16 protein-coding genes are annotated in these 19,245 nt (G+C 68.8%); 7 read left to right on the forward strand and 9 right to left on the reverse strand.

Annotated elements, in window-relative coordinates; translation table 11 throughout:
• The 3 genes from ACWGRX_RS10125 to ACWGRX_RS10135 all read right to left on the reverse strand — a co-directional run bounded on the left by ACWGRX_RS10125 (position 1) and on the right by ACWGRX_RS10135 (position 3,647).
• Positions 1–1,260 carry an allantoate amidohydrolase gene (locus tag ACWGRX_RS10125; RefSeq protein WP_452117444.1) on the reverse strand — a complete coding sequence of 420 codons (1,260 nt, stop codon included), beginning with the start codon at positions 1,258–1,260 and terminating at the stop codon, positions 1–3.
• A 78-nt stretch (positions 1,261–1,338) separates the two neighbouring features.
• The gene (locus ACWGRX_RS10130) at positions 1,339–2,085 is read right to left on the reverse strand and encodes an SDR family NAD(P)-dependent oxidoreductase (protein WP_452117445.1); all 747 of its coding nucleotides are present in this window, start codon (positions 2,083–2,085) and stop codon (positions 1,339–1,341) included.
• A gap of 107 nt (positions 2,086–2,192) precedes the next feature.
• Positions 2,193–3,647, reverse strand: a complete 1,455-nt coding sequence (locus ACWGRX_RS10135) for an undecaprenyl-phosphate glucose phosphotransferase (RefSeq protein ID WP_452117446.1) — start codon at positions 3,645–3,647, stop codon at positions 2,193–2,195.
• A 343-nt stretch (positions 3,648–3,990) separates the two neighbouring features.
• On the opposite strand from ACWGRX_RS10135, the gene ACWGRX_RS10140 reads away from it, so the two are divergent.
• Complete coding sequence (locus ACWGRX_RS10140; protein ID WP_452117447.1) at positions 3,991–4,794, forward strand: WecB/TagA/CpsF family glycosyltransferase; 804 nt, start codon at positions 3,991–3,993, stop codon at positions 4,792–4,794.
• Positions 4,791–5,696: a DUF6492 family protein gene (locus ACWGRX_RS10145; protein WP_452117448.1), complete on the forward strand. Its 906-nt coding sequence runs from the start codon at positions 4,791–4,793 to the stop codon at positions 5,694–5,696. The genes ACWGRX_RS10140 and ACWGRX_RS10145 overlap by 4 nt, the downstream gene beginning before the upstream one ends.
• 13 nt (positions 5,697–5,709) lie before the next feature.
• Here ACWGRX_RS10145 and ACWGRX_RS10150 read toward each other — a convergent pair whose 3' ends face one another.
• Positions 5,710–6,939: a lipopolysaccharide biosynthesis protein gene (locus ACWGRX_RS10150; RefSeq protein ID WP_452117449.1), complete on the reverse strand. Its 1,230-nt coding sequence runs from the start codon at positions 6,937–6,939 to the stop codon at positions 5,710–5,712.
• A gap of 122 nt (positions 6,940–7,061) precedes the next feature.
• Between ACWGRX_RS10150 and ACWGRX_RS10155 the strand changes: the two genes are divergently transcribed.
• Both ACWGRX_RS10155 and ACWGRX_RS10160 read left to right on the forward strand, forming a co-directional pair.
• Positions 7,062–8,129, forward strand: a complete 1,068-nt coding sequence (locus tag ACWGRX_RS10155; protein WP_452117450.1) for an endo-1,4-beta-xylanase — start codon at positions 7,062–7,064, stop codon at positions 8,127–8,129.
• Positions 8,130–8,185: 56 nt separating this feature from the next.
• Positions 8,186–10,573 (forward strand): exopolysaccharide transport family protein, encoded by a 2,388-nt coding sequence (locus ACWGRX_RS10160; protein ID WP_452117451.1) that lies wholly within the window; start codon positions 8,186–8,188, stop codon positions 10,571–10,573.
• Between the two features lie 21 nt (positions 10,574–10,594).
• On the opposite strand, the gene ACWGRX_RS10165 is transcribed toward ACWGRX_RS10160, so the two are convergent.
• Positions 10,595–11,614 (reverse strand): glycosyltransferase family 2 protein, encoded by a 1,020-nt coding sequence (locus tag ACWGRX_RS10165; protein ID WP_452117452.1) that lies wholly within the window; start codon positions 11,612–11,614, stop codon positions 10,595–10,597.
• Between the two features lie 217 nt (positions 11,615–11,831).
• Between ACWGRX_RS10165 and ACWGRX_RS10170 the strand changes: the two genes are divergently transcribed.
• Complete coding sequence (locus tag ACWGRX_RS10170) at positions 11,832–13,004, forward strand: glycosyltransferase (RefSeq protein WP_452117453.1); 1,173 nt, start codon at positions 11,832–11,834, stop codon at positions 13,002–13,004.
• Here the strand turns inward: ACWGRX_RS10170 and ACWGRX_RS10175 are convergent, their stop codons facing one another.
• A complete protein-coding gene (locus ACWGRX_RS10175) occupies positions 13,005–14,117 on the reverse strand; it encodes an AbrB family transcriptional regulator (protein WP_452117454.1) in 1,113 nt (370 codons plus the stop codon).
• Positions 14,118–14,358: 241 nt separating this feature from the next.
• Between ACWGRX_RS10175 and ACWGRX_RS10180 the strand changes: the two genes are divergently transcribed.
• Positions 14,359–15,453, forward strand: a complete 1,095-nt coding sequence (locus tag ACWGRX_RS10180) for a DMT family transporter (RefSeq protein ID WP_452117455.1) — start codon at positions 14,359–14,361, stop codon at positions 15,451–15,453.
• Positions 15,454–15,486: 33 nt separating this feature from the next.
• Positions 15,487–16,422: an acetamidase/formamidase family protein gene (locus ACWGRX_RS10185; RefSeq protein WP_452117456.1), complete on the forward strand. Its 936-nt coding sequence runs from the start codon at positions 15,487–15,489 to the stop codon at positions 16,420–16,422.
• Positions 16,423–16,477: 55 nt separating this feature from the next.
• On the opposite strand, the gene ACWGRX_RS10190 is transcribed toward ACWGRX_RS10185, so the two are convergent.
• The 3 genes from ACWGRX_RS10190 to ACWGRX_RS10200 form a co-directional block, all read right to left on the reverse strand.
• Entirely contained in the window at positions 16,478–17,320 is an 843-nt protein-coding gene (locus tag ACWGRX_RS10190) for an aldo/keto reductase (protein WP_452117457.1), read from the reverse strand.
• Positions 17,321–17,441: 121 nt separating this feature from the next.
• Complete coding sequence (locus tag ACWGRX_RS10195; RefSeq protein WP_291635845.1) at positions 17,442–17,864, reverse strand: hypothetical protein; 423 nt, start codon at positions 17,862–17,864, stop codon at positions 17,442–17,444.
• Positions 17,865–17,922: 58 nt separating this feature from the next.
• Positions 17,923–19,245 (reverse strand): bifunctional folylpolyglutamate synthase/dihydrofolate synthase, encoded by a 1,323-nt coding sequence (locus ACWGRX_RS10200; protein ID WP_452117458.1) that lies wholly within the window; start codon positions 19,243–19,245, stop codon positions 17,923–17,925.

Consider the following 19,245-nt stretch of genomic DNA (forward strand, 5'->3'; position numbering starts at 1 on the left):
TCAGCCCTCGCGGCGCGCCAGCTCCAGGAGCGTCTCGAGCAGGACGCGGATGGCGATGCCGGCGTCGAGTTCGGTCATGTTCTCCAGCGGCGAATGGCTGATGCCCTTCTCGCAGCGCACGAACAGCATCGCCGCCGGGCAGAAGGCCGCCATCGCCATCGCGTCGTGGCCGGCGCCGGAAGGCAGGCGCCGCGCTGTCAGATTGGTGCCGGTACGGGCGATGCCAGTGGCGAAGGCCTCCTGCAGAGCCTCGTCCATCGGCACGGCTTTTGACTGGGAATAAGGCGTGATCTCGAGGCGGACACCACGCCGCGCGGCAATCTCGCCGAAACGCATCTGAATGGCGGCGTCCATGCTCGCCACGGTCTCGTTGGCCGGAGCGCGGAAATCGATGGTGAAATCGACGGCGCCCGGCACGACATTGGTCGCGCCCGGGTCCGGCCGGAAGACGCCAACCGTGCCGACCGCCTGATCATGGCCGCGGGCGATCTCCTCCAGCGCCAGCGCCATCTCGACGGCGGCGGCGAGCGCGTCCTTGCGCAGCGCCATCGGCACGGTGCCGGCATGGCCGGCCTCGCCGGTGACCCGGACGCGGGCCCGCTTCTGCGCGGCGATGGCGGTGACGATGCCGACCGCCTCGCCAGCGGCCTCGAGCACCGGCCCCTGCTCGATATGGACCTCGAGATAGGCCTTGAGCGAACCCGGCTTGCGGGCGAGGCCGGCAATGCCGGCCGGATCGCCCCCGAACTTCACGAGGGCATCGCGCAGCTTGACGTCGTCGGCATCGGTGCCGTCGAGCCAGTCCTGCCGGTACTCGCCGATCAGGGCGTGCGAGGTCGAAAGATCGGTCGGAAAGCGCACCGTCTCCTCATCGCCGAACGCGACGACCTCGAGTGCGAAGGGCAGGACGATGCCGGCATCGCGCAGGGCCTGCGCCGCCAGTATGCCGGCGACGACGCCAAGATTGCCGTCGAAGCGACCGCCATCCTTGACCGTGTCGATATGCGAACCGATCAGCACCGCCGGCAGGCCGGGCCTTGCGCCCTCGCGCCGACCCTGCACCGAGCCCGCGCCATCGATGAAGGCGGCGAGGCCCGCGACCTCCATCGCCCCCTTGGTCCATTCCGCCGCCTGGCGATGCGCCGGCGACAGATAGAGCCGGGTCAGCTTGCCCGGCTCGTCGGTGAAGCGGTTGAGGCCGGCGAGCGCCGCGAAGGCGCGGGCGCCGAGCACAGCGGCGGAAGGAAGGGTCGCGGTCATGGCACCATATTAGGAGCGGCGCCGGCCGCATGGCCAGCACCGTTTGCATTGCGGAAAGGCCTCTGGCCGCGGCCCCGCTCAGTAGGTGGCGCGGCCGCCCGAAAGGTCGAAGACGCCGCCGGTGGTGAAGCTGTTCTCGGCCGAGGCGAGGAAGGCGACCATGGCGGCGACCTCGTCGACCTCGAGGAAACGCCCGCGCGGAATCTTCGAGAGCATGTAGTCGATATGCTCCTGGGTGATCTGGTCGAAGATCCGGGTCTTGGCCGCGGCGGGGGTGATGCAGTTGACCGCGATGTCCTGCGTCGCCAGCTCCTTGCCGAGCGATTTGGTCAGCGCGATCACCGCCGCCTTCGAGGCCGAATAGGCCGAAGCCGTCGGATTGCCTTCCTTGCCGGCGATCGAGGCGACCAGCACGAGCCTTCCGTAATTGCGCTTGATCATGCCGGGGACCACCGCCTGGCAGCAATGCAGCGTGCCGTCGACATTGAGCCGCATCACCTTGGCCCATTCGTCGAGCGGGTATTCCCAAGTCTTGCGGTTGGGGCCGGCGATGCCGGCGCTGGTGACCAGGATATCGACGCTGCCGAGGCGCTTCTCGAGTTCGGCGGCGGCCTCGTTCACGGCGGCGGCGTCGGTGACGTCGATGCCGAGCCCGCTGGCCTCGGCCCCGATCGCAGCCGCTGTCTCCTTGGCCAGCTTGCCGTCCAGATCCCAGATCGCGACCTTGGCGCCGCTCTTGGCGAAACGCTCGGCGACGGCCCGGCCAATCCCCTGCGCGCCACCGGTGACGATGGCGACCCGGCCGTTCAAATCGATTTGATTCATGAAAACAACGCCCCTCCCTGATGAAGCCGGGGCAATCTAGCGCAAAGCCGGCGGACGCGAAGGGCTGTTTTCAGGGGAGAGGGTTGCAGTGCCGCGATGCCGACGGCTCAGCCGGCATTGCGGAAGGCGCGCGGGCTGAACAGCGTGCGCAGCAGGATGGCCAGATCGAGCCAGAACGACCAGTTGTCGATGTACCAATGGTCATACGCCACACGGCGCGCCATCTTCTCGTCGGTATCGGTTTCGCCGCGCAGGCCGTTGACCTGGGCCCAGCCGGTGATGCCCGGCTTGACGTTGTGGCGGCGGGCATAGAGCGCGATCTTGCGCTGGTATTCGCGATCATGGGCGAGCGCGTGCGGACGCGGGCCGACCAGCGACATCTGCCCGGCGATGACATTGATGAGCTGCGGCAGCTCGTCGAGATTATAGCGCCGCAGATGGCGCCCGACCCGTGTGATGCGCGGATCACCGCGGGTCGCCTGGCGGATCACCGCGCCGTCATCGGTGGTGGTCATCGTCCGGAACTTGAAGATCCGGAACGGCTCCTGGTTGAAGCCATAGCGCCGCTGCAGGAACAGGACCGGCCCCTTCGAGTCGAGCCTGATCGCCAGCGCGATCAGCAGCAGCAGCGGCAGGCTCGCCACCAGGATCACGCTCGCCGCGCAGATGTCGAAGACACGCTTGAACGTGACCTGGGTGAAGGACAGCGCCGGGCGCGTCAGGCGCAGCGAGGCGAGCGAGCCGACGCGCACGATATGCGGATTCTCGAAACGGTCCATGATCGGCTCGGGCGTCATGTGGATCGCCACCGGCAGGTTCATGAAGGCGTCGACGCAGGCGTCGATCGTCTCCTGATCGGACCAGGGCAGCGCGATGAAGACCGCATCGGGCTTGAGGTCGCGCGCCCGGGCGGAAGCCGCGGCGAGATCGGCCGTCAGGGCCGCAGCGGGATCGTTGATGCGGCGCGCGTCGCTGCTGCGCAGGAAGGCGACGTCGACGATCGAGAAGCCGATATTCCAGGGCTGATGGCGCGAGACGAAGGACATCACCTCGCTCTCGCGGCCGATCAGGAAAACCCTTTCCGAGGTGATCCGGCCGGTCTTGCTCGCCATCGACACCGCCCGCACGATCCCCGAGCGGGCGAGCGCCACCAGCGGAATGCCGGCGAGATAGGTCACGATCACCACCACGCGCGAATAATGGTCGACGATTTTGGCGAGGAAGACGAAAGCGATGAAGGCGACCATCGCCATGTTCCAGACGGTGAAGGCCGAGGCGATCTGGCCCTTGGTCGAGAGGTAGTTGGCGAGCTGGTAGCGCCCGCGCAGCGCGTTGATGAAGACGAAGATCGCCGCGATCATCGAGGCGAGCTCGAGCGTGATCTTGCCGTTGCCGAAATCAGCGTAGGCATAGAGGTGATAGGCGAAGGAGGTGCCGATCACGATCGCCAGCACCATGACCACGTCGACGAGCGCCGTGATCATGCCGATCCAGTGGCGCAGCGAGTTGGCGCGTTCATCGGCGGCAGAGGCAGCGGCATAGTTCAGTTCGTTGACGGTCATCATCCAGCGCCTCGCTCCCGAGCGGCCCGGATCGGAACAATTGTCCCGACCGACGCCACTCGCAGGGGCTGGGTGGCAAGCGCGATGCCGACCTGCCGGCGCGCAAGAAGGCCTCAAAACCTGCCGTTACGGCACGTTTCCGGCATAGTGAGCCTGGAAGTCGGGAACTGGCGTGTCATTTCGGAACACGCCAGACCCGAACCGGAACGGGGCCGGCCCCGGGCCGGCTGAAGATTCGATTTACTTTGGGAACGGGTTCGCCTTGACCGACCTTGCAAATCCCCCAAGACATGCGCCGCTGGCGTCACCATGGCGACGCATGCTTGCCTGGGCCGAATCCGCGATGAACGCCTTCTCCGCTCCCTACGCACAGCCCCTGGTCGGGCGCATGCCCGCGATCGAGGCGCCGCGGCGGGACATCGTCGGGGTGCAAGTCGCGGCCCTGACGCGCGATCAGGCGCTGGCTCTGATCGCACGCGCCTTCGACCGGAAGCGTCATTTGCGGCTGGCCTATTGCAATGCCCATCTCGCCAATTTCGCTGCGAACGATGCGGCCCTGCGGGCCGCTCTCTCCAGCTTCCTCATTCTGCCCGACGGAATCGGTGTCGATGTCGCCTCGCAGCTTCTGCACGGGGCCCATTTCCCGGCGAATCTCAACGGCACCGATTTCACGCCGGCCCTGCTGGCGGCGCAGCGCGAGCCGCTGCGCGTGATGCTGCTCGGCGGCAAGCCGGGCATCGCCGAGCGCGCTGCGGCACGGCTGCAGAACGAGCATCCCCAACATGACTTCGCCGTTCTCAGCCATGGCTATTTCTCGGCGGAAGATGAGGCGGCCCTGCTGGCAAGGCTGGAGTATGAGCGGCCCGATCTCCTGCTCGTCGCCTTCGGCAATCCGCGCCAGGAAAAATGGATCGCCGAGAAGCTCGGGCCGCGCCATTGCAGCGTCGCCGCCGGAATCGGCGCCTTCTTCGATTTCCTGGCCGGCGAGGTGACACGGGCGCCGCTCTGGATCCGGCGGCTGCGAATGGAATGGCTTTACCGGCTCTGGCTCGAGCCCGGCCGGCTCTGGCGGCGCTATGTCGTGGGCAATCCGATCTTCCTGCTGCGCGTGCTGCGGCAGAGGCTCACGGGACGCAAGGTCGCGTGACGAATCCCAGTATCGCGATCGCGACCCCGAGCTATGCCGGCGATCTCGAGCGTTGCCGGCTGCTCTGCGCCAGCATCGACCGTTTCGTCAGTGGCCACACCATGCATTATCTGCTGGTCGAGGACCGCGACCTTCCCCTGTTCGCATCGCTTGCCGGGCCGCGGCGGCAGGTCCTTCCGGAATCGGCACTGCTGCCGCACTGGCTCTCCTCCTGGCCCGATCCGCTCAGCCTCGGGCGCCGGCGGGTCTGGACCGGACCGGGCGCGCTCATACGCGGCATCCCGCCGCTGCGCGGCTGGCACGCCCAGCAACTGCGCAAGCTCGCCTTGCCGCTGAAGAGCCACGAGGACATCGTGCTCTTCGCCGATTCCGACATGATCTTCCTGCGACCCTTCGACGTCACCAGCCTAAGCACGGCGGATGGCGTTCGGCTCTATCGCAAGCCAGGCGGCATCACCCGGGAGATGGAGCGCCATCGCGGCTGGTGCGAGGTTGCGAGCCGGCTGCTCGGCCTGCCGCAACCGGCCTTCCCGAGCGCCGACTACATCAACAATCTGGTGAGCTGGCGGCGCGACAACATCGTCGCGATGATGGCGCGCATCGAGCAGGAGACCGGCCGCGACTGGGTCTCGGCCATCGCCGCCAACCGGCAGTTTTCCGAGTACATGATCTACGGCTACTTCGTCGAAGGCGTGCGCGGCCTCGCCGAGGCCGGCCACTGGCCCGATGCCCACGAGCCCTGCAAGGTCTTCTGGTTCGACGAGGATGTCGCCGATCTCGAAGGGCTGCGTTCCTTCGAGGAGGTGCTCGGGCCCGGCCAGGTCGCCGTCGGCGTGCAATCCTTCACCGGTGTGCCGCTGGCTCGGCTTCGGGCCCTGGCCGAAGCCGAGCCAGGGCGGTGAGGCGAGAAGCCGATCAGCCCGCCTTGCCGAGCAGCCGATAGGTGAAGACCGTCGAGAGCAGGTAGAGCGCGCCGAAGACGCCGTTGAGCCAGAGCGCCCAGCTGCCATCGGCGCCGTGACGCGTCATCACCCAGGCGATCAGCACCGCCTTGAGCGCCGCAACGGCGCAGAGCAGCAGCACGCGCGAGCCGGTGCGCTCGCGGGCGTAGAGCAATTCGGCCTGGTACTCGACGAGATTGCGGAAGGCCGGCACCAGCAGCATCGGCAGGAAGAGATAGGAGGCGAGCGCGACATTGCCGCCGAGCGCGCGCGGGAACAGCGCCAGCAGCAGGATGATCGCGATCAGCCCGCCGATCGAGACGACAGCGATGGCGAGCTCGACCAGGACCTGATGCCGGGCGCCGCCGCGCAGGCCGCGCTCCTGCATGATCTTCTGCACCAGCATCTGGTTGAAGCTGCGCACCGGCATGGCGGTGAGGTCGATGACGCGCATGGCGATGGCGTAGAGCCCGGCGACGCGGTCGCCGGCGAAGGCCAGCATCAGGAGCTTGTCGAGCTCGGCCTGCAGGTAGAACAGGATGTCGGCAGCGCCGGCCGAGAGCGCATCGGCCATTCGCCGCGGATAGAGCGCCGGGACGAAGGCCAGGCGCATTCTGGGCAGGAAGACGAGGAAGCCGATCAGGGCACTCAGCGCCGTCGCCCCGAGATAGGCGAAGGCCCAGCCCTCCAGCGTCGGCCGCGCCTGGAGATAGAAGCCGATCGCGGCCAGCGTGCGCAGGCCCGAGCCGATGACCACCAGAAGCGCCGCCTCGCGGAAGCGGCGCATGCCGTTGTTGACGATGGCGACGAGCTCGACCAGCCGCCAGCCCAGCACCTCGGCGAGGATGATCGTCGCGAAGGGCAGAAGCGCGACCTTGCCGGCGAACAGCAGCGCATAGGTGCCCCAGCTCGCCAGCGCGATCAGCGGCAGCGACAGCAGCCCGAGCGCCGCGAAGCCGGCGAGATAGGTGCCGAGCAGACGCGGCTTGACGGTGGCGACCCGGTAGACCGGCGAGACGAAGCCGAAGGCGAGCAGACGCGAAAGGATGACGCCCGTCGCCGAGGCGGTGGCGAAAATGCCGAACTCGCCCAGGGTCAACGTATTCGCAACGATGAGGAAGTAGACAAGGGAGATGACGAGCCGGCCGGCGGAGCCGCTCAGGATGGTGAGGTAGGCGGCGATGGAGGCGCGGTCGGGCGACATGAAGTCCGTTTCGACAGATCGGCTGGCCCGTTCCGTGCCTCTGGCAGGGCGGAGATCGCCCCGTGTCTAGCGCAGACGCGTTGAGCGACCCTAAACGAAACGAGGCTATGCCCGGCCACGACATGACAGCCATTTCGCGCAGGGATGTACTGGGCGGGGCTGCCGGCATCGCCGCGGCCGCTCTCGCCGACGACGGCGCCGCCGCGGCACCGGGCCGGGCGCCGATCCCCTATGGCTCGGCGGCTCAGATCGAGACCTTCCGCGCCGATGCGCGCTATCGCGACGCGCTGGTCCGGCTCTGCGACGTCATCGTGCCGATGAACGACCTGAAATGGGAGGCACTGCGCCATGACCGCGCCCGCTTCGATTTTTCCGGGGCGGACGAACTGGTCGGCTTCGCGCTGAAACACGGCAAGGCGCTGCGCGGCCATGCGCTGCTCTGGGGCATGGCCTTGCCGCCCTGGGCCAGGCAGATGGCGAGCCGAGCCGAGGCCGAGCGCGAGCTGACCCACCATATCGAGGTCGTGGTCGACCGCTACAAGGGCAAGATCGCGACCTGGGACGTGGTCAACGAGGTCATCGCCTTCGAGCCCAAACCCGGCGAGCCTTATCGCGACACGATCTGGCAGCGCCTGCTCGGACCCGATCACATCGAGATCGCCTTCCGCACCGCGGCGCGGGTCGACCCCAAGGCGCGCCTTGTGCTCAACGACTTCAATTTCGAGGAGGCCGGGCCGGGCATCGTCGCGCGCCGCAGGATCGCGATCGATATCGTGCGCCGCCTGCAGGACAAGGGCATCCCGATCCACGGCGTCGGCATGCAGGCCCATCTCTATGCCGAGAACGCGATCGACAGCGAAGGCGTGCAGGGCTTCGTCGCCGCCCTCGGCAAGCTCGGCGTCGGGGTCGAGGTCACCGAGCTCGACGTGATCGACTGGAAGCTGCCGCCCGATACCGGAATGCGCGACCGGGCTGCCGCCAAGCTGGTCGCGACCTATCTCGAGGCCGTGGTCGCAGGCGGCAGGCCGAAGGCGATCGTCACCTGGGGGCTGAGCGATCGCTACAGCTGGGTCCACGAGACCTTTCCGCGCAAGGACCCGGCCAGGGCACGGCCCTTGCCGCTCGACGAGGACTACCGCCCCAAACCGATGATGCAGGTGCTCGAACGCTATCGCAGCGGCCGGGCCTGAGTGAATGACCCGGTACCCCGTCCCGAGCAAGCCGGACGCCAACCAGAACGAAACGAGTGAAGCGTAGCCTGATGTTCACCACCGAGACCGCACCCGGCGAGATCGACCGGGCCGCGACGCCGCCGCAGCAGGCGGCCGTCGCGGCACCGGACGCTGCCGGCCGGCCGTCGCTCTCGGTGCTGGCCAATCCGCTCTGGCTGATCGGCACGCTCTGGCGGCGCAAGGGCCTGATCCTGCTCTGCGCCCTGGCCGGCATGATGCTGGCGGCATTGGCGAGCCTGCTGGTCACGCCGAAATATGTCTCGACCGCCCAGCTCTTCATCGATCCGCGCGATCTTCGCGTGCTCCAGAACGAGGTCTCGCCGACCACGGTCGGCAGCGACCCGACCTCGATCACCGCCTATCTCGAAAGCCAGGCGCGGATCATCGCCTCGGACAGCATCAAGGCGCGCGTCGTCGAGAGCGAGCATCTCGACAAGGACCCGGAATTCGGCGGCGAAGCCAGCCCCGGCCTGCTGTCGCGGCTGTTCGGCGGGACGACGAGCAAGCGCGACGGGATGCTCTACGCCCTCGCCGAACTCGACCGCCGCGTCTCGGTACGGCGCGGCGAGCGCACCTTCGTGATCGACATCTCGGTGACCTCGCGTGATCCTGAAAAAGCCGCGCGCCTCGCCAACGCCCTCGCCAACGCCTATCTCGAGGATCAGGCGGCGGTGCGCGACGCCGCCGCCAGACGCGCCACGGAATCGCTGACCAGCCGGCTCGAGGAGTTGCGCTCGCGCCTGCGCGATGCCGAGAACAAGGCCGAGCGCTTCAAGGAAGCCAACAATCTCGCCGCCGCCGGCGGCAAGTCGATCGGCGAAGAGCAGCTCGCGCTCAGCAGCGCCCAGCTCGTCGCGGCACGGACCCGGGTCACCGAGGCCAGGGCGAAATACGAGCAGATCGCCCGCACCCGTGCCGCCTCACTCGAGGCCGGTGCCATTCCAGAGGCCCTCGCCTCCAACACGATGACCGCGCTGCGGGCCCAGCTCGGCGCGGCGCTGAGCCGGGAGGCCGATCTGACCGCCTCGCTCGGAGCCCGGCATCCCGCGCTCTTTGCGGCACAGGCCCAGGTGCGGGACGCCCGCCGCCAGATCGCCGAGGAACTCGGCCGGATCGCACGCGCCGCCAGAAGCGAATATGACCGCGCACTCGCCGCAGAGCAGCAGACCGCAAGCGGCGTCGACGCGCTGAAATCCGGCCAGTTCGCCGCCGGGCGGGCCGGGGTCGAGCTGCGCGAGCTCGAACGCGAGGTCGAATCCTCGCGCGTCATCTATGAGGGGTTCCTGAAGCGCGCCCGCGAGACCAGCGAGCTTTCCGGCATCGACACCACCAATGCCCGCATCATCTCGCAGGCGATGCCGCCCTTGCAGAAATCCGGGATGTCGCGGCGGACGATCGCCCTGCTCGGCGGCATCGGCGGTGCGGGGCTCGGCGCCGCATTGGCAGTCGGGCTCGCCTTCCTCGGAGGAGCGACGCCGACACGGCCCGCCCAGCCCACCGGCAGCGCGCGCAGCGCCGCGACGCCGCGCCACAACGGGCCGAAGGCAGCGGCACCCGCTGCGGCGCTGCCCGCCATCCGTCCCATCGAAGCGGAGCCGCCCGCTCCGCCGCCGGCGGCAGCGGCGAAGCCCGCCAAGGCCGGCTGGCGGCGCCTGGCGGGGAAGCCCGAAGCCAAGCGCCTGCCAGAGATCCTGGCGACCTCGGCGGCCCCCCTGCTCGCGACGCTCCCGGCCGTGCGCCACCGGCGCTGGCGCCGCGAGCTGGAGGAAACCCGCTCGGTCTTCCAGGGCAAGGGGCCGCTCGTCGACACGCTCGACAAGCCGCAGGCGCGCTTTGCCCGCAGCATCGGCGAGCTGCGGCAGGCGCTCGAAGCCGCCGCCGATGGCGATGGCGGCCGCCGCATCCTGATCGTCGGCCTGCGTCCCGGGGCCGGCGCCTCGACGCTGGCCCTGAACCTGGCGCTCGACGCGGCTCTCGCCGGCAAGGCGGCGATCCTGGTCGATTCCGGGCTCGGCACGGCCAGCCTGACCAAGAGCTTCGCCGAGGAGGCGCAGCTCGGTCTCGCCGACATCGTCTCAGGCGCCGCCGGCGTGGTGCGGGCCGCCCTGCAGGACGAGGGGACCGGGCTGTTCTTCCTGCCGCGCCGGGGCCCGACCAGCGCAATTACCGGAGCGAAGATCAGAGGGGACTTCTTCGGCGCCGCCCGGCGCTTCGGGCCGATCATCGTCGATGGCGCAGCGATCGGCAGCGACGAGCTCACCCTGCACTTCGCCGAAGCGGTCGACGATATCGTGCTGGTGCTGCGCGAGGGCGCGGTCGGCCGCGAGGATATGGAGCGCGCCGCCGCGACGCTCGGCGCCCAGGCCGGCAAGATCCGCGGCTTCGTCGTCAACGAGGCCTGAGGCGGCGGCGCCCGAAGCGGCTCAGTTCTTCTCGGGGACGCGATACTGCTCGTCGGCGACGCCGAATTCGGTGCCGAGGCGGCCGAGCGCGACCTGGGCATGGTAGAGGCCGATGGTCAGCGAGCGGGTGTCGAGGCCGAGCATCAGCCCGCGCAGGGGCGAGGCGGCGAGCAATGCCAGGCTCTTGGCGAGGACGCGCAGCCGCCCGGCCGTACCGGGCCGGCTGCGCCGCTCGATCCGTGCCGAGATCGCGCCATTGCGGTAGCCGCGCGCCCGGACCCAGTCGGCTTCGGTACGCCTGGCCGGCATGGTCTCGCGCTGCACCGCTTCCTGCACCCACCAGAAGCGGAAGCCGGCGGCCATCGCCCGCCTGAAGAAATCGCTGTCGCCGCCGCCGGTGAAGTCGAAGCTCTCGTCGAGATAGGGGAAGCCCAGCGTCTCCAGCACCTCGCGCCGGATCAGGTAGTTGGCGCTGGAATAGAGCATCGGAATCGGCCCTGAGGCGCTGTAATGCGAGCGAAAGATCGGATGCGCGCCGAGCCAGGCGCGGGTCGGATCCTCGAAGCGCGGCGTCACCGAACCTCCGAACAGCTCGGCCGGCGCGCTCGCCGCGGCCTGCAGGAAGGCGGCGAGCCAGCCGGGCTCGGCCTCCTCGTCATCGTCGATGCCGGCGATCTGGCGCAGCGCCGGCAGGCGCGTCAAAGCGCAGCGCCAGGCGGCATTGTAGGCCTTGCAGTTGCCCTGGCGCGGCTCGACGATGACCAGCCCCTCGAACAGCCCCTCGGCGAACAATGCGCAGGCCCGCTCGGCCCCGGCGCGCTCCTTGCCCTCATTCTCGACGACGATCACCGCGAACGGCCCGGCGCCGCGCTGCGCCGCCAGCGAGCGCAAGGTGCGCTCCAGCATGTCGGGCCGCCGGAAGGTCGGGACGCAGACCACGGTCTCGACATGGGCCAGGATCTCGGGCGCCGACTGCGCCACGATCTCGAAGCTTTCGGGGGCGCCGAAACCTGGCCTCTCCGCCAGTGCCTGCTGTGTCATGCGATCGTCCTCGCCCCGGCAGGAAACCGGTGAACAACTCCCGGGGCTTCCATTGTCGTCACAGCATCGCAGCCGATTCGCTTAAGGTTCCGTATGCATGGCACCGCCGTGCCCGGCCTCCGCGATCACATGCCGTTGAGGTTACCGCCCGAGCAGACTTGACCCGGCGGCCGGCCTGCGCCCTGTTCTCGGCCACGATCCCAGGATGCGGAACACCGTGCGCCTTGCCTTTCTCACCACGCTGATCCCCGTCGCCCGGCCCGATACCGGCTTCGAGATCGCCAATGCCGCCATCCTCGATGCGCTGCGTGCCGCCGGCCATGAGGTCACCGCCTTCGGCTTCTTGCGGCCCGGCGAGGTGCCGGCGGACCCCGGCGGGGCGGTGGTGATCGACGCGGTCGATGTCGAGAACGCCGTCGTCTCGAAGGCGCGCAAGCTGCAATGGCTGGGCAGCGCGCTCGCTGCCGCGCTGCCGGTCGCCTGCGCCAAGCTCAGGCTGGCGGGGCGCGGACGCTTCGTCGAGGCGGTCAGGGCGCGCGGCCCGTTCGACGCGATCGTGCTGAATTCCGTGATGCTGCCCGGCGCTTTTCCCGAGCTGACCGGGCTCGGCCCCTGCGTGCTGGTCGAGCATAATATCGAGCATGTCTCGGCGCAGCAGAACGCCGATCACGCCCGCAGCCCGCTGATGCGGGCGCTGTTCGCGCGCGAGGCGCATCTGCTCGAGAAGGTCGAGCGAAGGCTCTGGCAGGAGGCGCGCTTCGTCTGGACCTTGGCCGAGGGGGACCGCGCCGCGCTCGGTCCGGAGATGGCCGGGAAATCGGCGGTGCTGCCGCTGGTCTCGGGAGCCGAGGTCGAGCCCTTGAGCATCCAGCCGGTCGCGGCGGCCCATGATATCGGCCTGATCGGCACCTGGACCTGGGTACCGAACTTCACCGGGCTCGACTGGTTCCTGCGCGAGGTCTGCCCGCTGCTGCCGCGCGATTTCGAGATCGCGGTCGCCGGACGCCTGCCGCCCGACATGCCTCCCGTAGCGGACAATGTGAAGCTGGTCGGACGCGTGCCGGACGCGCGCGAATTCCTGCTCTCCTGCCGGACCCTGGCCCTGGCGAGCCGGGCCGGCACCGGCGTGCAGCTCAAGACGATCGAGGCGATGCAGCTCGGCGCAGCAGCGGTGGCGACGCCGCTCTCCTGCCGCGGATTCACCGAGATCCCCGCGAATTTCCGGATCGCTGACGAGCCGCGGGCCTTCGCCGCAGCGCTGATCGATCTGGTCGGCGCGGCACGGGCCGGAACCAGCTTGCATCTCGACGGCGCCGCCTTCATGGCGCGCCAGCGCGCCGCGCTCGCCTCGGCCCTGGAGCGCGGGCTCGCGGCTGCGGTCGGGCGCTGACTAATTCGGCTTGCTCGCGCTTTTGGCCTTGCCACCGAGCAGGCCGAAAAGCGGCCCGGCGCCGATCATCACCAGGAAGACCCGGATGATGTGGTGGGCGGCGACGAAGGCGACCTCGGTATGCAGGGCGAGCGCGATCAGGCTCATCTCGGCGAGCCCGCCCGGCGAATAGGCCAGGATCAGCGGAACCGGCTGGTAACGCGAGATATGGGCGACCGCGAAGGCGAACGCCAGCGTCAGCGCGAGCAGGATCAGCGTCGAGCCGGCCGAGATCACGAGGATACGCAGGATCGCCTGCGGCGGCGTCCCGACGAAGCGGCAGCCGATGGTGACGCCCAGGATGAGCTGCGCGAGGTTGACGATCTCGAAGGGCGGCACGGAGTCGCTGAGGCCCGCGACATGCACCGCCGCCGAGACCAGCATCGGCCCGAGCAGCTGCTTCGCCGGCAGGCGCAGGGCGTGGGCGAGCATGACACCGAGCACGCCGCAGGCGATCAGCCAGAACCAGCCGAGCGCCGAGGTCTGCATCATCGAGGGGCCGGAGGTGCGGTTGATGCCGAGCGAGACGCCCACGAGCCATTGCACGATGAAGGGCAGCGTCATCACCACGAGCAGGATGCGGGCGGAGTGGATCAGTGCGATGGTGCGCGCATCGCCGCCCTTCTCCTCGCCGGTGATCACCATCTCGACGAGGCCGCCGGGCATGCCGGCGAAGAAGGCGGTAACCGGGTCATAGCCGGCGACGCGGCGGAAATAGCCGACGCAGAAGAAGGCACAGGCCGCCATGAAGAGCACGAGCCCGGCGAGCGTCGGCAGCCAGTTCGGCAATTGCGCGATCAGATCGGGCCGGAAGCCGGAGCCGAGCATGACGCCGATCACCGCCGACATCGGCGGGCGGATCACCGGCGGAGCCGCGACCGGCGCGCGCGAGATCGCGGCGGCGGTGCAGAACACCATCGAGCCGAGCATCCAGGGCAGGGGCAGGCGCAGATAGGAAAACAGCCAGCCGCCGAGAATGCCGAGCGAAAGAGCAAGCAGGAAGCGCCGCCAGGGAAAGCGCCGCGGAGACAATTCGCGCACGCCGTTCGCCATATCGGCCAGCAGATCCCGCATCGTCCCGAGTCACCTTGTCCGATCGCCGCCCGAATGCGCGATCCGCGCTGCTATACGCCACAATGGCGGCGCAGGCAGCCGCCCAGCCGAATGACGCCCCTGCCCTGAAGGCGGAGCGGCCGGACGCCAGAACAACCCTGCCATGTGCGCAAGCCCCCTCCTCCGAAACCGGCAAATCGGCGAGAGTTCCCGAACTGGACCAATCATAGGCCGCTGGCGCTGAGCCCGGCTCCGGGCTGCGATGAGCGACGACCGTCTTTCGGATCAGGAGGCCCGCGGCAGCGAGAGCGCCGGGATCGGCGAGCCTGCGCCGCCAGCATCCGAGGAAGACGGCTGTCCGGGCGGCAGCGCCGCTTTCCCCGACATTACGCTGTCACCAGACTCCGCCGGCATCACCCCGGCCGACCCCGGCTGGCTGGCGGCACGCCGCTCACGCATCGGCTTGTGGTGGCGCGGCGCCAGCCCGAACCTGCGCGGCTCGGTCTACATGCTGTCGGCGCTGCTGGTCTATGCGGTGATGGTCGGGCTGTTCAAGCATCTCGGCAGCTCGATCCCGCTTGTCGAGACGCTGATGATCCGCCAGCTGATCATGAGCCTCGTCATCGTGCTCGTCGTCGGCCGGGCGCTGCCCTCGATGCTGCGCACTCGCCATCCCGGCCTGCAGATCTTTCGCGGGGTGGTGACGCTGGCCTCGATGCTCTGCGGCTTCAGCGCGCTGATCCACATCCCGCTGGCGCAGGCGACCTCGATCAGCTTCAGCCAGGTCCTGTTCGTCACCATCGCGGCGGTGCTGGTGCTCAAGGAGAAGGTCGACGGCCGGCGCTGGGCCGCGACGGTCATCGGCTTTATCGGCATCCTGATCATGCTGAACCCCTCGACCGAGGGGTTGAATTTCTGGGCGTTGATGTCGGTCGGCGGCGCGGTTTTCGGCGCCTGCATCACCGTCAGCGTGCGCATGCTCGGCACGTCAGAGCGCACCGAGACGATCCTGATTTATCAGGGGCTGGTGCTGATCGTCGTCCTCGCCTGGCCAGCCTGGGCCTACTGGGTCTGGCCCACAGCCGAACAATGGCTCGCGCTCGTGCTGCTCAGCCTGTTCGGTACCGCCGGCCAATGGCTGATCACCAAAGCCTACCAGGTCGGCGAGGCGGCGGCGCTCGCGCCGCTCGATTTCAGCCGGTTGCTGCTGGCGAGCTTCACCGGCTTCGTCTTCTTCGCCGAGATCCCGTCGCTCTCGACCTTCATCGGCTCTGCCATCGTCATCGGCGCGACGCTGTATACGATCCGCCGCAATGCCCGCAGCCGGGCAGAAGCCGGACTCGCGCCCCCAGCCTGACGACCGCCCGCGCCGCCGCAACGAGGCCATGCCATGACCCATCACCAGCTCGATTCCAGCCTCGCCACCTGCCATTGGGGCTATTTCGACGCGCAGCTGAAGCCGGCGCTGGAGATCGAGAGCGGCGACCGCGTCACCATCCGCACGGTGACCGGCGGGCCTGCCCATCTGCCGGACGGTAATCAGACGATCCCGCCCGAGATCCACGAGATCCACGAGAAGGCCGAGCGCATGGTGCCCGGCCACATCCTCACCGGCCCGATCGCGGTGAAAGGCGCGCGGCCCGGCCAGGTGCTGGAGGTGCAGATCCGGAGCGTGAAGCCGCGCACCGATTTCGGCTACACCATGTTCCGCCCGCTCGGCGGCACGCTGCCGGACGAGTTCGATTACCACGCCTTCCGCTACATCCATCTCGATCGCGAGCGGAACGTCGCGAACCTGCCCTGGGGCATGGAATTGCCGCTCGCCCCCTTCTTCGGCGTGATGGGTACTGCGCCGCCGGCGCATTGGGGGCGGGTGACCTCGCTGATCCCGCGCGCCTTCGGCGGCAATATCGACAACAAGGAACTCGGCGCCGGCGCGACGCTCTACCTGCCCGTCTTCGTCGAGGGCGCGCTGTTCTCCTGCGGTGACGGCCATGGCGCGCAGGGCGACGGCGAAGTCTGCATCACCGCGATCGAGACGGCGCTGGAAGGCACTTTCGAATTCCACTTACGCGAGGACCTGTCCTTCGCCATGCCCCGGGCGGAAACCCGGACCCACCACATCACCATGGGCATCGATCCCGATCTCGACATCTGCGCGAAAGACGCGCTGCGCGAGATGATCGGCCTGATCACCGAGCGGACGAAGCTCTCGCGCGAAGAGGCCTATATGCTGTGCAGCCTCGCCGCCGATCTGCGCGTCACCCAGACCGTCAACGGCAACAAGGGCATCCACTGCATGCTGCCGAAGACGCTGGTGGGGTAGGCCCGATCGCGCCCTCGGGTCGCCCGGGACGACAGCGCGATTGTCCAGGGGGTTGCTACAGCATCGGCAGCGAGCGCGGCCTGCGCCCGAGCGGGAAGGCTGCCTCGATCCCGGCGATGTCGGCCTCGTCCAGCCGCAGCGACAGCGCCCCGGCATTGTCCTCGGCATGAGCGACCCTCGCCGCCTTCGGGATCGCGAAGACCTGAGGGCGCCGGGTCAGGAAGGCGAGCGCGACCTGGCGCGGGCTCGCGCCATGCTTCGCTGCGATCTGCGCCAGCACCCGCCCCTGCGTCGAAGCGGGCTCCGGAAAATCATCCTGCCCGAACGGGCTGTAGGCGGTGACCGCGACGCCGTGCTTCTCGCACCAGGGGATGACGGCGTGCTCGATCGCCCGCTCGCGCAGATGGTAGAGCACCTGATTGCAGGCGACCTGGCCTGGCCCGACCAGGTTCAGCGTCTCGTCGAGGTCGTCGGTGTCGAAATTGCTGACGCCCCAGGAGCGGATCTTTCCCTCCTCGCGCAGCGCCTCGAAGGCGGCGAAGGTCTCTTCCAGTGGGTATGAGCCGCGCCAGTGCAGCAGATAGCAATCGAGCCGGTCGGTGCCGAGCCGCTGCAGCGAGCGTTCGCAGGCGGCGCGCGAGCCGGCGCGCGAGGCATTGTGCGGCAGAACCTTGGAGACCAGGAAGACCTCGTCGCGCCGGCCCGAGATCGCCTCGCCGACGATCTCCTCGGAACGCCCATCGCCATACATCTCGGCGGTGTCGATATGGGTCAGCCCGAGATCGAGCCCGCGCCGCAGCGCCGCGACGACGGCCTTGCGCTCGGAGAGCTCGATGTTCCAGCTGCCCTGGCCGATCACGGAAGCCCGCTGGCCGCCCTGTCCGAAAGCTCTCTCCATAGGCTCGGCTCCCTTCGATCGCCGGGCATCCTATCGGATACGCTCTGGCGATCTCATTCCGTGTTGAAGCACCGGATTCGTCCGAAAAGTGGGTTCCACTTTTCGGTCCGATGCTCTGGGCTCAGCGAACCTCGATCGCGAAGCGGCCATGGCGGACCTCGCCATCGGCATAGCGCACCTTGACCTCGAAGCCGTCGCGCCCGCGGTAATCCGGCCGCGAGGTGTATTCGAAGGCGAGCGAGTTGCCGACCCGCCCGTCGCAATGGGCATAGGGGCCGGGGCCGTAGACCGCCTCTGCCTTGCGCGTCGCCATCCTGACCTTACCGTGCTCGGGGTCACGGGTCAGCACGGCGGTCGGCCGCTTCACCTGCCGGCAACTTTTGTCCATGGTCATGTAGGTCTGCTGCAGGAAGGTCGGCTCGCCGGCACGCACCCGGTCGACGCTTTCGGCGGCCTGGCCCGCCTCGCCGCCGGAGGTCACGCAGCCACCGAGCATGCTGCACAGGAGGACGATGCCGAGGGTGGTCAATCCGGCAACTGGCATGGTTCTCCTCGGCGCAGCTGGCAGGCGGACCAGGACGATAGGGCCGTTCGCCCCGGCCTCAAACCGGCGGCGTACCGTTGGCCTGGAGCACCTCGCCGGCGAGATAGAGCGAACCGCAGATCAGGATGCGTGGCGGCACCGGCCAGTGGCGCGCGGCGATCTCGCGCAGCGCCTGCTCGACCGAGCCGCAAGCCTCCGCCTTGAGCCCGGCGGCGCGGGCGAGCTCCGCCACCTCCTCGGCCGGACGGGCGGCGAGCTGGTTCTGCATCGGCACGGCGAAGAGCGCATGCGCCAGCCCCTTGAAATGGCCGAGCGTGGCGCGGCCATCCTTGGTCGAGAGTAGGCCGGTGATCATCACCAGCGGCGCCGGGTTCTTCTCCTCGAGATCGGCCATGGCCTGGGCGAGCACACGGCCGCCATCGGGATTATGGCCACCATCGAGCCAAAGCTCGGCACCGGCGGGCACGAGTTCGGCGAGGCGCCCCCGCGACAGCCTTTGCAACCGCGCCGGCCATTCGGCCTCGGTCATGCCGCGCTCGAAAGCGGCGACCGGCAAGCCGCCATAGCCGGCCGCGCGCAGCGCCGCGATCGCCGTGCCGGCATTGACGTGCTGGTGGCGCCCAGTAAGGCGCGGCAGCGGCAGGTCGAGCAGGCCGTCGCCATCCTCGTAGACCAGCCGCCCGCCATCCTCGTGGACGTTGAAATCCTGTGCGCCGATCAGGATCTTCGCAGCACCGGCGCGCTCGGCGGCGGCTTCCAGCACGGCGGTCGGCTCCGGGCCCTGCGGCGCGATCACGGCCGGCGCGCCGCGCTTGAAGATGCCGGCCTTCTCGCCGGCGATCTTGGCGACGGTATCGCCGAGATATTCCGAATGGTCGAGCGAGACCGGGGTGACCACGGTGCAGGCCGGGTGGTCGATGACGTTTGTGGTGTCGTAGCGCCCGCCGAGCCCGACCTCGAGCAGCACGACATCGGCCTTGTGCTCGGAAAACAGCAGCAATGCCGCCGAGGTGGTGATCTCGAAGAAGGTGATGGAATCGCCGGCATTGGCGCGCTCGCAGCGTTCCAGCGCCTCGACCAGCACGCCCTCGTCGACGAAGCGGCCGCCACCCGGCCGGCCGAGCCGGATGCGCTCATGGAAACGCACCAGATGCGGCGAGGTGTAGACGTGGACGCTGAGGCCGGCGGCCTCGAGGATCGTCCGCATGAAGGCGATGGTCGAGCCCTTGCCATTGGTACCGGCGACATGGATCACCGGCGGCAGCTTCTTCTGGGGATCGCCGAGGCGCTCGAGCAGGCGCAATATGCGGCCGAGCGAAAGATCGATCAGCTTGGGGTGGAGCGCCAGGAAGCGCGCCAGCAGCAGGTCGGATGTGCTCAT

The organism is Allobosea sp. NPDC055594, from assembly GCF_053618995.1.

What these genes read in the sequence shown, in the direction of transcription:
- ACWGRX_RS10125 (WP_452117444.1), bottom strand. Translation starts at nt 1,260, where the DNA reads ATGACCGCGACCCTTCCTTCCGCCGCTGTGCTCGGCGCCCGCGCCTTC.
- ACWGRX_RS10130 (WP_452117445.1), bottom strand. Translation starts at nt 2,085, where the DNA reads ATGAATCAAATCGATTTGAACGGCCGGGTCGCCATCGTCACCGGTGGC.
- ACWGRX_RS10135 (WP_452117446.1), bottom strand. Translation starts at nt 3,647, where the DNA reads ATGACCGTCAACGAACTGAACTATGCCGCTGCCTCTGCCGCCGATGAA.
- ACWGRX_RS10140 (WP_452117447.1), top strand. Translation starts at nt 3,991, where the DNA reads ATGAACGCCTTCTCCGCTCCCTACGCACAGCCCCTGGTCGGGCGCATG.
- ACWGRX_RS10150 (WP_452117449.1), bottom strand. Translation starts at nt 6,939, where the DNA reads ATGTCGCCCGACCGCGCCTCCATCGCCGCCTACCTCACCATCCTGAGC.
- ACWGRX_RS10155 (WP_452117450.1), top strand. Translation starts at nt 7,062, where the DNA reads ATGACAGCCATTTCGCGCAGGGATGTACTGGGCGGGGCTGCCGGCATC.
- ACWGRX_RS10165 (WP_452117452.1), bottom strand. Translation starts at nt 11,614, where the DNA reads ATGACACAGCAGGCACTGGCGGAGAGGCCAGGTTTCGGCGCCCCCGAA.
- ACWGRX_RS10175 (WP_452117454.1), bottom strand. Translation starts at nt 14,117, where the DNA reads ATGCGGGATCTGCTGGCCGATATGGCGAACGGCGTGCGCGAATTGTCT.
- ACWGRX_RS10180 (WP_452117455.1), top strand. Translation starts at nt 14,359, where the DNA reads ATGAGCGACGACCGTCTTTCGGATCAGGAGGCCCGCGGCAGCGAGAGC.
- ACWGRX_RS10185 (WP_452117456.1), top strand. Translation starts at nt 15,487, where the DNA reads ATGACCCATCACCAGCTCGATTCCAGCCTCGCCACCTGCCATTGGGGC.
- ACWGRX_RS10190 (WP_452117457.1), bottom strand. Translation starts at nt 17,320, where the DNA reads ATGGAGAGAGCTTTCGGACAGGGCGGCCAGCGGGCTTCCGTGATCGGC.
- ACWGRX_RS10195 (WP_291635845.1), bottom strand. Translation starts at nt 17,864, where the DNA reads ATGCCAGTTGCCGGATTGACCACCCTCGGCATCGTCCTCCTGTGCAGC.
- ACWGRX_RS10200 (WP_452117458.1), bottom strand. Translation starts at nt 19,245, where the DNA reads ATGAGCACATCCGACCTGCTGCTGGCGCGCTTCCTGGCGCTCCACCCC.